The organism is Bifidobacterium rousetti, assembly GCF_008698235.1.
GTDB classification, from domain to species: domain Bacteria; phylum Actinomycetota; class Actinomycetes; order Actinomycetales; family Bifidobacteriaceae; genus Bifidobacterium; species Bifidobacterium rousetti.
In genome coordinates this window covers 108,455-122,043 of record NZ_PEBH01000008.1, presented here as the reverse complement: position 1 = coordinate 122,043, position 13,589 = coordinate 108,455, and the positions used below count along the sequence as shown (strand labels likewise).

6 protein-coding genes are annotated in these 13,589 nt (G+C 61.1%); 2 read left to right on the top strand and 4 right to left on the bottom strand.

The features are described from left to right. Positions 1-58 precede the first annotated feature (58 nt). Together CSQ85_RS09235 and CSQ85_RS09230 are read left to right on the top strand one after the other, a co-directional pair. Positions 59-1,003, top strand: coding sequence for a class C sortase (locus tag CSQ85_RS09235; RefSeq protein ID WP_150383826.1), 945 nt, complete (start codon positions 59-61; stop codon positions 1,001-1,003). Then, positions 1,000-7,854, top strand: a complete 6,855-nt coding sequence (locus CSQ85_RS09230) for an RCC1 domain-containing protein (RefSeq protein ID WP_150383825.1) — start codon at positions 1,000-1,002, stop codon at positions 7,852-7,854. The genes CSQ85_RS09235 and CSQ85_RS09230 overlap by 4 nt, the downstream gene beginning before the upstream one ends. A gap of 113 nt (positions 7,855-7,967) precedes the next feature. On the opposite strand, the gene CSQ85_RS09225 is transcribed toward CSQ85_RS09230, so the two are convergent. The 4 genes from CSQ85_RS09225 to CSQ85_RS09210 form a co-directional block, all read right to left on the bottom strand. After that, positions 7,968-9,173: a prealbumin-like fold domain-containing protein gene (locus tag CSQ85_RS09225; protein WP_223846924.1), complete on the bottom strand. Its 1,206-nt coding sequence runs from the start codon at positions 9,171-9,173 to the stop codon at positions 7,968-7,970. Positions 9,174-9,408: 235 nt separating this feature from the next. Further along, positions 9,409-11,805 (bottom strand): prealbumin-like fold domain-containing protein, encoded by a 2,397-nt coding sequence (locus tag CSQ85_RS09220; RefSeq protein WP_150383823.1) that lies wholly within the window; start codon positions 11,803-11,805, stop codon positions 9,409-9,411. Then, complete coding sequence (locus CSQ85_RS09215; RefSeq protein ID WP_150383822.1) at positions 11,696-12,469, bottom strand: hypothetical protein; 774 nt, start codon at positions 12,467-12,469, stop codon at positions 11,696-11,698. Before CSQ85_RS09215 ends, CSQ85_RS09220 begins: the two co-directional genes overlap by 110 nt. Then, complete coding sequence (locus tag CSQ85_RS09210; RefSeq protein ID WP_150383821.1) at positions 12,466-13,401, bottom strand: HTH domain-containing protein; 936 nt, start codon at positions 13,399-13,401, stop codon at positions 12,466-12,468. The genes CSQ85_RS09215 and CSQ85_RS09210 overlap by 4 nt, the downstream gene beginning before the upstream one ends. Between the last annotated feature and the right edge of the window lie 188 nt (positions 13,402-13,589).

The window sequence follows — 13,589 nt, the reverse complement described above, 5'->3', positions numbered from 1 at the left end:
CCGATTGGGATCATCCACGATCAGGTAACCATTCAATCCGAGCGGAAGGCATCACGGGATGAGGCACAAGGCCGGACACGCCACCACCAGCACCGTCACGAGGATCCGAACGTCGACCGACCGTAGGCCGGTCGGCAGGAGGATCATCGCCGGACTCGTGCTCCTGGCGTGTTCCGGCCTGTTCGCCACCATCCCGTTCGCGCTCATGCTCGGCAACGGCGCGGCCGACACCAGCCTGTCATCCGCGCATTCGGACGCGGTGGCCCGCATGCAGAAACAGGCCACCGCCGCCGAACTCACACGCGCCCGCCAATACAACCAACGGTTGTACGAGGACGGTGCGCAGGTCATCGGCGAAGCCGTCGACCCTTGGAGCGGCGGCACCAGTTCGATCGCCGCCCAGGACAAGACCTACCAAAGCCAATTGGACACGCCCGCCGACGGGATCATGGCCACGATCCTCTACCCGAGACTCGGCATCAACCTGCCCATCCGCCACGGCACCGACGAAGCGACCCTCGCCGCCGGCGCCGGACACCTGTACGGCACCAGCCTGCCGGTCGGCGGCGTGAACACGCACAGCGTCATCAGCGCGCACACCGGTCTCGCGGACCGGCTCATGTTCGACAAACTGTCCCTGCGCCAGGGACGCGTGGGCGACGTGTTCTACATCAAAGTCCTCGACCAGACCCTCGCCTACAAGGTCAATGACATCACCGTCGTCGACCCCAACGATTTCAGCCGGATCCACATCACCCCCGGCAAAGACCAGGTCACCCTGTTGACCTGCACGCCGTACGGCGTGAACAACCAGCGTCTCCTCGTCACCGGGCAACGCACCACCATGCCGCATCCCGCACCCAACCCCGAGGACGCGCCCAAGGACCGGTCCAACCTCATCCTCATCGCCTGGATCGCCGGCGTGTGGCTCGTGGTCACCATCGTCACGCTCACCACACTCGGCATCATCCGTTTCAACAAGGAAAGGAAGCCCAGGACATGAACGCCACGCGTCCATTCCACACCATCACCGCCATGCTCGCCCTCGCGGGCATGGCGTTCGCCGAAATAACAGCCCAAACCGTCACCCCCCCCCCGGCGTTTGCTGCTGAACCCACAGTCCGACCGTCCTACGCGACGGCGAAGCTGATCGAGACGCGTGATGGTACCGGTCATGGGACTTCCGCCCAGACGTTCGTCAATTCGGATAACGGGTTCCCGATCGGCGATGACGACCCCAAGGACGGGGTCGTCAGCTCCGGGGATACGGTCGAATACTCGCTGAAACTCAGCTTTACCGCCGCCCAGAAACGACAGGTCAAAGTCGCCTGGAACCTGCAGGACGCACCCTACTTGCAAGCGGGTGACGTGGTGGCCGGCTACTGCCAGTCCGGCCAATTGGTGACCGCCGCCCGTGAGGGTGACGCGTGTGTGTACACCGTGCCCGCCGGCGCGGTCGAAACCCTCGACCAGAAACTCGTGCTGACCGCCAAGGACACCGGCGGCGTCGCCCAGAAAAACCAGCAGCCGAAACTCACCGTGAGCCGCGTGGGCGAAACCGGGTCGGAGGTCAACTACCCGTCGGACGAAGTCACCGTCGTCTCCGCACCGGCAGCCGACCTTATCATGGATAACGGCGGGTTCCCCGACAAGCCGTACGGCGCGTGGGAACGCCGCGCCACATGGGCGTCCACCGGCAGTCTCACCGGCCGGTTCGACCTCAAAGTCAAACCCCTCACCTACCCCGGATACACCACCAGCCATGGCGCGTCCACCTCCGGCCTGTGGAACGCGAACGTGAACGTGTCGAAATGGCCCACGGACACCGTATGGACCCTGGGCGGGAAGACCCTGCCCGTCAAGGACGGCATGCTCCGGCTCGAACATTTGACCGGCGACCAGACACTCGACTGGTCCATGCCCGCCACCGCGGTCAAGGACATGCAACCCGGATCCCAACGCGTCTGGGACATCCAGATCACCCCCGACAAGGGGTCGTTCGCCTCCACCGGAGCGGACGCGTTGCAGAACATGGGCGACGGCACCGAACCCGGCATGAACCAGCCGCGCGACCAATCCACCGCCTCCACGGACACCGGCTCCCTGGCGGGCTACCCGTACGCGAACAACGACTGGACGCGCGGCATCGTGAACCGTCCCGACGGCGTGCCCGGCTACATCTACTGGAAGGAACTCGCCCGCCCGTACACGCCCGGCAAAACCCTGTTCGACCCCGAAAGCCTCGACTTCCAGACCTCCACCTCGAACCAGACCGTGTACCACAACGACACCGACACCGTCGCCGGCGCCTCCAACAACAAGCCCGGCGCCCAGGTCCGCACCACCCTGGGCATGCGCGCCTCCAACATCACCGGGCTCACCGCTGGCCAGCATCCCGTCATGCAGGACAACTGGGATCCCAAGGAACAGCATTGGGACGGCGACCTCACCGTCACCCAGGACGGCCAACCCCTCACCATGGGTGAGGATTACACCGTCCTGTACACGCACGACGACCCCACGTCCACGACCGCTGCATGGCATGACGGCATCCCCGACCCCACTGATACGGAAACGCGGGGCGTGCGCATCGTGTTCAACCAGAACGCGCACGTCACCTACGGGCCGGGCGCGGGCGACGTGCGCGCCGTGTTCCTCATGCGCGTCATCGCCGACACATCCAACGGCAACGTGAAAGTCGACGACCGCATGCACGCCGACATCACCACCAGCCCCACCGGCAAGGTCGGGTTCGTACGAAGCGACTACGTGTGGGCCATCCCGCCAGCCAACCCCTCCAATAGCATCGACAACACCGTGACCGTCACCGACACCGCCGGCACACCCCGCAAGAACAACGACGCCACCCCCGGCGACACCGCCACCTACACCCTCCACCCCACCATCAGCAACATCCAACTCTCCAACACGTCGATGACGCCCACCGTGACCATCCCCTACCCCAACGGGCTCATCAACCCACAAGACACGGACGGGTCGTGGAAGCTCACCGTCACCGGTTCGGGCAAGGACAGGAAACTCGTGTTCACCCTGAACACCAAGGACGGGAAAACCACACCCACGTTGGACCCGAACGGCAACACCACGTTCCCGACCATCACATGGAAGGCCACGGTCGGCAACAAAGCCACCGGCACCATCACCGCAGCCGCCACGTTGAGCGTGGACGTGGACGCGAACGGCGTCGTCCCCGCACACCCCAAGGTCACGTCGAACACGGCCTCCGCCCAGTTCACCGTCAGCAACCAGGCCGGCGAAAGCGGCATCCTCACCGCCGACAAATCCAAGGTCGAGATCAACGATCCCATGTCGTTCTCGTTCAACCTGTACGCCAAAGGCCAGGGACGCACCGGCACGGCCGTCACCGTCATCCACGCCCCCGGCAACGACGACAAGAACCTCCTCGGCGACAACAACACTGGCCTGGACGGTTCGTGGAACGAGTACGACCGCGGCAGCTCCAAGTATGCGGGCACGTGGAAACTCGACAAACCCGTCAGCCTGAACGAAGAGAACAGCACGAACACGACCGTCATGTACTCCACCACCGTCAAGTGGACCGATGACCCCGAGGACTACCAGTGGAAGACATGGGAGCAGCTCACCGCTACGGAGAAATCCAATATCACGGCCATCCGCGTCACCTCCACGTTCGAACAGGAAGGCGCGGGGAGCATGCCGGTGGCGGCGGCCAACGGGCAGATCACCATCACCCCCTCGGGCAACGTGAAGGATGACCAGTACAACATGTGGCCCGGACGCACCCGCTTCTCGGACGGGCATGCCATGGGCAACCTCCCTTGGGCCGACCGCACCCTCGTCGTAGCCGGTTCAATCAGCGGCACCGTGTGGTGGGATAGGGACGAGAACACCATCATGGACTCGAACGAGGAACGCATCCCCAACATCCAAGTGTCCCTCTGGCAGGTCGACCAGAACGGCAACCATGTCGGCGACAAGCCGTTGACGACGACCCCGACCGACGACAAGGGCTACTACGAGTTCACCCTCCTCCACTCCGGCTCGTACAAGACGGAGGTGAAACGCAACGAGGGCGAGACCACATCGGATGGCGTGCAGACCAAGGTCACGACCTACTACAACCAGCAGAAGAACGTCACCAACACCTATTCGTGGAACTGGCAGCTGCGCAAACACGCGCGAGACGACAGCGACCGGATCGACCTCTACATCGGCCAGAACCAAACCAGAGTCGATTTCGGATACGCGAAACCCGACCCCAAAGCCACCTTGGACAAAACCCAAACCAAACTCAACTGCGACGACACCTCCTGTGAAGTCAATTGGGACGTGAAGATCACCAACAACGGCAAGTCGACCGGCAAACTCCCCAACGGCGCCACCATCGAAACCCTCAGCGCCGGTGGTTCTCATTCTCTTGCGATCGGATCCGACGGCAACACCTACGCATGGGGGAACAACAGTAGCGGTCAGTTGGGCAACAACAGCACCGACGCGAGTACTGTGCCGGTGAAGGTGACAATGCCGGAAGGTGTTCATTTCACGCAGGTGAGCGGTGGCTACTCGCATTCTCTTGCGATCGGGGACAACGGCAACACCTACGCATGGGGAAACAACTATTCTGGCCAGTTGGGCAACAACAGCACCGACGCGAGTACTGTGCCGGTGTTGGTTACGATGCCGGACGGCGTCCATTTCACGCAGGTGAGCGCCGGCTACTATCATTCTCTTGCGATCGGGGATGACGGCAACACCTACGCATGGGGAAACAACATCCAAGGTGAGTTGGGTAACAACAGCACCAACCAGAGCAATGTGCCTGTGATGGTAAAGATGCCGGAAGGCGTGCATTTCACTCAGGTGAGCGCCGGCGACTCTCATTCTCTCGCGATCGGGGACAACGGCAACACCTACGCATGGGGAGACAACTATTACGGTCAGTTGGGCAACGACAGCACCAACCTCAGCCGTGTGCCGGTGAAAGTGACGATGCCGGAAGGCGTCCGGTTCACGCAGGTGAGCGCCGGCTACAGGCATTCTCTTGCGATTGGGGACGACGGCAACACCTACGCATGGGGAGCCAACTGGTACGGTGAGTTGGGCAACGCCAGCACCAACCAGAGCAATGTGCCGGTGCAGGTGAAGATACCGAAGGCGGGGGTTCATTTTACTCAGGTGAGCGCCGGCTACTATCATTCTCTTGCGATCGGAGACGATGACAACGCCTACGCATGGGGAAACAACAATACCGGCCAGTTGGGCAACGCCAGCACCAACCAGAGCAATGTGCCGGTGCAGGTGAAGACGCCGGATGGCGTGCATTTCACTCAGGTGAGCGCCGACTACGGTTATTCTCTTGCGATCGGATCTGACGGCAACACCTACGCATGGGGACGCAACATCAACGGTCAGTTGGGCGATGAGAGCACCGATGAACATCACACGCCCGTTACGGTGCACATGCCCGCCGGCGTCACCACCAAACCCGGCACCCACACCCCCGACGACACCAGCAACCCAAGCGCCGGAACCAGCAGCTTCCCAACCACAAGTAGGCTGAGCGATAGGATGTCCAACGCGGTAAAAAACGTCACCGCCACAGCAGGCACCACCAGTAGAACACCAGACAAAACTGTTCGATTCAAACAAGTCAGCGCCGGGGGAAATCATTCCTTGGCAATTGACACTGAAGGCAATGCATGGGCATGGGGACGGAACAATTCCGGTCAGTTGGGCAACAACAGCACCGCCGACCAGAGTAACGTGCCGGTGAAGGTGACGATGCCGAAGGGCGTTCATTTCACTCAGGTGAGCGCCGGAGACGATTATTCTCTTGCGATTGGGGACGACGGCAACACCTACGCATGGGGATACAACCTGTACGGTGAGTTGGGCAACAACAGCACCATTCAACAGAGCAGTGTGCCGGTGAAGGTGACGATGCCGGACGGTGTCCACTTCACGCAGGTGAGCGCCGGCGACTCTCATTCTCTTGCGATCGGATCCGACGGCAACACCTACGCATGGGGATGGAACAATAAAGGTCAGCTGGGCAACAACAGCACCGACAACAGTCATGTGCCGGTAAAGGTGAAGGCGCTTGACAGTGTGCGTTTCATGCAGGTGAGCGCCGGCTTTAATTCTTCCTCCTTGGCATTGGACACTGAAGGTAATGCTTGGGCATGGGGATACGGGTCAGATCGACAGTTAGGTAATGGTTCAACTGACGATCAGCACATGCCCAAAATGGTAACAATGCCCACTGGCGTCCGATTTACCCAAGTAAGTGCCAGTGGTTATTCACACTCTTTGGCACTGGATACTGATGGCAACGCTTGGTCATGGGGTACCGGTTATTACGGAGAGCTTGGCTATGGCCATAGCAGTAATTACAGCTATACGCCGAGACAGGTGTCCATGCCAGATGGCGTTAAATTCACTCAGGTGAGCGCGGGCGATATGTTATCCGTGGCTTTGGATACCAGTGGATATGCATGGGCTTGGGGCGGAGCGTATGGGTATCAGTTGGGTTATGGCGGAGCTGAGGACCAGTTTGCCCCGGTCAAGGTGATTGGCGCCCCATACAAACAGATGGACGCCGGAGATGGTTACACCATTGCAGTGAATTCCGAAGGCAACGCAAAGGGGTGGGGCCGTAACGGCTTTGGAAACATAGGTAATGGTAAAACCGGCTCAGCTGCTATAGCTGACTCTACCGTGCAACACTTCCCGGGTGTGTCCACGGATCCTACTGCTGTGCCGGTGGAGCCGGTGTCCACGACGAGTGATGGTTCGGATACGATTCGCGTGTACAACCTGCCGTACACGGTCAATCCCGGCGGGTACGTGATCTACCACTTCAACGGCACCGTCGACCGCACCACAGCCGAACAACTCATCCACAACCAGGCATGGTTCGACAGCCCCGACACCCCATACGCGGTAGCCTCGGGCGGCAAGATCACGCAGGGTGTCCCCCACGTGCTCGGCCGCACCACCACGGTCCCCGATAAGCCTGATGATGCGAAGCTCGACAGGAACTCGCATGATGTGACGGGCAACCAGTCGTGCATGACCGGCAGCGACTACAGCAAGCCGGACATGGAGCACTGGTTCAGCACCAGCGCCGAAGACTCCTGTGACCAGGTGGGCGCGGTCATCCCCGCCACCAGCAACACACCCGTGTTGGGTTCAATCAGCGGCCTGTACTGGAGGGACCTCAACAAGGACGGCATCCGACAGGACACCGAGACGGACCGGATCCCCGGTCAGCAGGTCATCCTCGAAGACACCAATGGCAAACAGCTCGCCACCACGGTCACCGACGGCAACGGCGAATACAAGTTCGACAAGTTGAAGCTCGACACGTACCGTGTCCGGTTCAGCCGTGTGACGCGAGCCGACTTCACCGAGGTCGACGCCAACGATCCCACCACGGCCACCGCAACGAACACGGATGGGTCGTCGACGGACTCGGACGCCGGCACGAGCGACGATGACTATGGTATGGGCACGCCCACCATCACCCTCACCACAGAGAACCGGAACAAGGAGCATGTCGATGCGGGCGTCCTGCCGGACAAACCCTACACGAGCATGCTGCCCTTCACCGGCGTGATCATCCTGCCCCTCGTGTTGTTGCTGTCCATCGGATTCCTCATCGGCGCGATCATTCTCCTACGCCAACCGAAGACCGGTGGTCATGATCCTTCACCCGAACTCACGTCCACGGTCCAATCGGACGATGACCCGTCCACGGGCACCATGGATGAACAGCCTGTCCCGGTTTCGACCGGAACAATCCAGCACCTTGAACCGGACGGTAAGGGAGGTGATCCTATAAGCAACTGACCGGACTCATTTTTCTTCCAAGGCAAACAGGGGGCGTCCCACACGAACCGTGTGGGACGCCCCCTGTCAATCACCACAACCTATCAAACTTCTGTCATGGCGATAGTCACTCGCTAGCGGAGCATGGCCTTCGTCCTACGAGACTTCACATACACCACACCCGCAGCGCCAGCCAACAACGCTGCAAGCGCGACGAACAAGGCGACACCCGCAGCACCGGTCTTTGGCAACTCAGTGGTATTCGTGATGTTCATGTACCGGTAGGTTCCATCATTCTTCTGATCCAACAGTTTCTTGTGATCTTCATCGCCGATGACCGTGATCGTGAGATTACCGTTGTTGTCGACCTTCACGTATAGGTTCGCCGCATATTCGGACAGGTACCCGTTGGGGGTCTTGGTTTCGACGACAATGTAGTCGGCGCCGTTCTTGATGCCGTTCAGATGGACGATACCGTCAGGGCCGGAGACGATCGGATCCTTGTTGACCTTGGTGACGTTTCCGGTCTTCAGCGCGTCGGTGGTGAAGTCCGCTTCGGTGGGTGCGTCGGCCTTGTTCCATTCGTACAGGTCAAACTCGGCGCCGGCCAGAGGCTTGTGGTTGTCGTCGGTCTTCTCGAACTGTCCGTTCGTCGGCGTGCAGTTGTTCTCATAGTTCTGCTTGACATCGACCGTGCCCTTGTCGCCGAGCGACACGAGAACCGTGCCCTCACCACCGGTAACGCCGGTCAGCAAGGTGCCCATGAGGATGGGGCTGATCTTGGTGTACGTGACCGGACAGTCGCCGGCAACCGTGTATTTGCCGCTCAGGTCGACGATCATATACAAGCCATCATGTTCCAGATTGAGCTTCAATTGGTTGCCGTCAAGCGTCTCGGTTTGCACGTTCGTGGTGGGGAGACCAGCTTGGGAAAGGGCGGTAATGAACGCGCGGAAATTCTTACTGGCCATCGCCTTTTCGCTCTGGGAGCCAAGCCATGTGAACGGGTCGGCGTTATCCTTCGTGGAGTCATAACCAAGAGCCTTGAAGGCTTCCATGACCTTCGCGTTGCTGGTGATGCCGGTTGCTGAGACGAGGCTGGTACCGGAGGCATTCGTCGAGTAATCGGCGAGCTTCACGTACGCGAACTGACGCAGATTGGTGCCATCGGTTGTTGTGAACTTGTTTGTATCGTCTACAGCGGCCTTGAACTCGTCACCCGGTTGGGTGACGCTGCTGCCGTTCAACACGACTTCCGTTGCGGATGGTGTTTGTTCCGCGTTGGCGGTGCCGGCGCCGATCATCATGCCACCGAGCAGTGTGGCCAGGGCGGCGATCATGGCGAATGGTTTCCTCATACGCATGAGGGGTTTCCTTCTTCCTGTTCCTTGTTGATTCCTGATTACTGATGTTTCCCTCACGGAACCGAGACCGCCGTCATCGGCGGCACGATCCCGCACAATCCATTAACTTGCGGCTTCCTTACCTCGGGTCTCCGGCATCCGCAGCCCGGAAGGGGTTGGCCGGGTGCCGGAGGCTCAGGATCATGGGTCGCCGGTGGCGTGGACCCGTCGGTCAGAGTTCCTCACGACGCCTCGCCCTCCCCGTGACCAGTCCGGCAGTGGTGGCCGCCAAAGCGAGCCCGCCGCCGACCACCAGCCAGTCCAATCCGGACCTGCCACCGGTGAACGGCAGGGCCGAGACCGGCGTCTTCGAATTCGGAACCGGATTACCCTCATCGAGAACGGAGTTCTGCTTGTTCTTGATGGAGATCCTTACGTCCGTGATCGTGTGCTGTCCTTCTTCGATCGTGAACGTGTAGGTCGTAGTCGACAACTCGTAGCCGGCCGGAGCCTTGGCCTCCTTGAGCTCGTAGGTTCCTGACGTGAGCCCGGTGACCTTGAACTCGCCTGCGACGGTATCCTGATCGGCGGCCTCGTTCTCCGGAGTCGTGCAACCTTCCGTCTCACAGTCAGACACCGTCCACGTCTCAGTCTGCGCACCCGCAGCTCCGGTCTTGGTGATCGTCCACTGGGAGCCGGCGAGCAGACCGTGGTCGGCGGCGTCGATCTTCGACCATGCCACGCCCATCACCTCATCGGTCATGTCACCACCCTTGCCGTCATTCCATGTAACCGTACGATCCTGGTTCACTGTCGCGATGGTGAACGTGCGGTCGGCAACCTTCCAATACCCGGCCGGCGCCGTCTCCTCATGAAGCGTGTACGAACCGTCAGGCCATGCGTTGGTGTCCGCGATGGGGATGTCGAACTCGCCCACAGCCGGATCAGTGTCATAGATGTTCGCGTCACATGTCGTCGAGACACAGTCGGAGACCGTGACGTTCACGTCCTTGTTGTTGACCTTGTGGGTGATGGTCCATGTGGTGTCGTGGAGACGCTTGCCTTCGGCGTTCTTGGTCCACGCCAAATGGCCTTCGATCGGCTTGTTGCCGATCGCGTTCGCGGTGGAGTCAAGCGGACCAAAATCGTCATTCGTCGTCCCCGTTTTGAGGGTGAGGGTCGGGGTGGGAGGCAACTGTCCGTCGGCACCCTTCTCGATCGTGAACGTGTACACGTTCCTAGTGGAGTGGTATCCGGCGGGCGGGGTCTTCTCCGTCAACTCGTACGTGCCGAGAGCGAGGTTCTCCACACCCAGACCGCCCGCGAGCGGGTTGTTGTCACGTTTGCCGTTGTCCACGATGTCCACCGACCACTTCTCAGTCGTACCATCGGTGACCTTGTGCCAGCAGTCCTCGGAGACTTCCCCGTCCGAGACGGCCGGGCAGTCGGCGGGGCGCATGTCCGGATCGTTGTACGGGGTATCGCCATCGTAGGTGAGGGTCCATGTGGAGCCCGCGAGCGGCTTGTCCGTATCGGGCTTGCCGTCGACAGTCACCGAGGTCTTGCTCCACTCCATGGAATACGGGGTGTCGAAGATCACGACACCATCCGAACCGAACGCGCCACCCGACAGACGCGCCTGATTCTTGGTCATGGTCACGCGGGCGCCATTCCTCGCGCCATTCTTTGCGTCATCGTTGACGACCTTGGCCTTCAGACCCACGCCCGTACGGATCCACGTATGCGTCGCGTCATCATCCACGTCTGTTTTGGCCTGCAACTGGAGCAGCTTGCCGGTCGTCGGGATGTGCGACACATCAAGCGCGCCCGTCGTGTCCTCGGTGGCGAGCACCGCCCTGATGCCCTGCCGTTTCAAGTTCGCGGTGGGAATCCATGAATCATGGTATCCGGAGGATTCGCGCAACGGCACGTTATCCCACTGCCAGGTGACCGCGGCCTTCGAACGGTCGGTGAACCACGTATCCAACAACAGGAACTGATTCGAGGAGACACCAAGCCACCCGTTCGCCCACTTCCAGTACGGGTTCATGATCGCCAGATCCGAACCAGCCTGTGTCGTGTTCGCGCCCGAGTCGGTGGGGATCTTCGACTGGCCGTTGTCGGGGTTGCCGTCGATGTCGGGCTTTGTGTGGTTGTCGAAGAGGGCGATGTTGCCGCCCTTGGACGCGGCCGAGTTGCCCGACGGGCAGAACCACAGGCCACCGCCGAAATGACCCGCCGTGTTCTCGAAGGCGACCGCCTTCCCCACATACGTGGTCGACCCATCCTCCGTGTAGATCGCACCACCCAAGTACCCGGACTTGTTGTTCTGGTAGTCGCCGCCGATGATGTACGCCTCGCCCTTGTCGAAGAAGATCGCGCCACCAGCGCCGCCCTTGCCGAGTTTACCGTCCGTGAGCTCTTGGACGAGGGCCTGATTGTTGATGAACTTCGGCTTGCCCTCCGTGTCGTTCTTCACGTGCAGTTCGCCTGTGGCCCAGATCGCGCCGCCACCCGAACTATAGCTCCGCAAACTCAACGGGTCGGCCTCGGCGTGGTTGCCATCGAACGTGACGTTGCCGCCCCAGACGGTGAGCTTGCCGTTGGATACGATCGCGCCGCCGTTCATCGTTGCGGTGTTGTTTTTTGAACATGCCGCCGGTAATGGTCGTCGAACCGGACGCCTGATGGATGACGCCGCCGTTCGTGGCCCTGTTGCCCGTGAACGTGCCGCCCTTCACCGTGACTGTGCCGCCCGCGTTGTAGACCAGCGTGCCCATGTCGTGGTCTTTGCTGCCGGTCGTGTCGTTGTCCGTGTACGTGCCGCCATCCACGGTCAGCTTGCCATTCCTCTGCACGTAGACGAGGAACCTTTTGGACTGCTTGAACGAGAACTTGTCCGTGAGCGTCAAGGACGCGCTCGGGAACACGTTGAGGATCGCATCGCCGTTCTGGCCGGAGGTCAGCGCGCCCGTGTCGGAATTCGCGTCCACAGTAGAGTCCAGTGTCTTCGACCCTTTCACACGAATCGGGTCATTATTCTCCGCCTTAATCGGCGAGGTGATCGTCACCGAACCACTCGCATCTGCCTGAAGACACGTGGACAGCGCATCCCACTTGGTCACGTGCGCGCAATCCACGCCATCCGCAACGACCGGGGCGTCAACCGCATCCGTCCCAGTGCTCGTGTCCCCGTCCGCGCCGTTGGCGGGCATGGCGGCCGCCGCGCACAACGCGGCCGCGACCGCCATGCCGGCCGCGCCCTTCAGTACGCGCTTCCAATCGATGCTCATGCACATGCCTCTTCCCTCAAGTCCCTCAAGTTCTTCGGTGTTGTTTCCTGTGTGTCGTGTATGTCCATGACGGTGTTGTTGTCGATGGGTTCATCCGCTGTCAGGCCGAGGCGTTGTCGCAGGATCCGGTTCTCGCGTCGCAATAGGTTGTTGCGGCGGGCCAGCCGGTCGACCATGTGGGCCAGTGTCTCCATGTCGGGTGCCTGTCGGTCGGTCAAACCCATGCCGGTGTCGAGGTCGTGACGTCCGGTCTGGCGTCTCCAACGGTTGACGCCGCCCCGTTCGGTCTCGACCGGCTCCCCGTACGGGAAGAACCGTTCGTCGTCGGGATCGTCGCCCAGGTCCGTCGTGGTTTTGGCCCTCCAGCGGGCGAACGCGCGTTCGATGCGTTTCTTGCCCACGATCTCGGGGCCGAGCCCGGCCTTGCGGAACAGGTCGGTCGGATGCGCGCCTTTGAGGTAACGGCGCATGCACGCCTTGCGGAACCCTTCCGTGTAGCGGATGCGGTTCGGTCCCACGCCCGCCACCGCCGGCAACGAGCCCAAATAGGCGACTTGCTCGGGGGTGAACGTCTCCTCGTCCACCGGATATGCATCCAAGGGCGCGGGCCGGAGTGGTTCCGTACCTGTCTCGGGTGCGATGGCGAGGATCCGGTCGGCGTCCCGTCTCCAGTTGCGGAACGCTAGGGCGATGCGTGACCTACCGATGATCTCCGGGTCGAGTCCCGCCTCACGGAACAGGCTCGTGGGATGTTCGCCGGCCATGCTACGCCGCAGGCAGGCGGCTTTGAACGCGGGCTTGTAGGTGATGCGGTGCGCGTCCGCGCGTTCGACCGCGTCCAGACTCTCGAGGTAGGCGATCCGTTCCGGGGTGAACGAGATACCGGGATGCCGTTGACGGACTCTGACTTGGCTTGTGGACGCCTCCGGCATGAACACCTCCTCGCTGCGCCGTTGAAGACACGACCCCGGCAGACGGCCACCATGGTTCGTGAACGCTCACAACACACGACATGCAAATCCTTTAGGGTCACACAAAGGAATACCCCCCCCCCGTGGTGTTTGTCAAATCGGTGGGAAACGTCAGGTTACCGGGTTGTGTGTCATGGTCCATGGTCCGG

Excerpts from the sequence above, each read along its gene's own strand:
- CSQ85_RS09235 (WP_150383826.1), top strand. The coding sequence starts at position 59 with ATGAGGCACAAGGCCGGACACGCCACCACCAGCACCGTCACGAGGATC.
- CSQ85_RS09230 (WP_150383825.1), top strand. The coding sequence starts at position 1,000 with ATGAACGCCACGCGTCCATTCCACACCATCACCGCCATGCTCGCCCTC.
- CSQ85_RS09220 (WP_150383823.1), bottom strand. The coding sequence starts at position 11,805 with ATGAACGGCGGCGCGATCGTATCCAACGGCAAGCTCACCGTCTGGGGC.
- CSQ85_RS09225 (WP_223846924.1), bottom strand. The coding sequence starts at position 9,173 with ATGATCGCCGCCCTGGCCACACTGCTCGGTGGCATGATGATCGGCGCC.
- CSQ85_RS09215 (WP_150383822.1), bottom strand. The coding sequence starts at position 12,469 with ATGAGCATCGATTGGAAGCGCGTACTGAAGGGCGCGGCCGGCATGGCG.
- CSQ85_RS09210 (WP_150383821.1), bottom strand. The coding sequence starts at position 13,401 with ATGCCGGAGGCGTCCACAAGCCAAGTCAGAGTCCGTCAACGGCATCCC.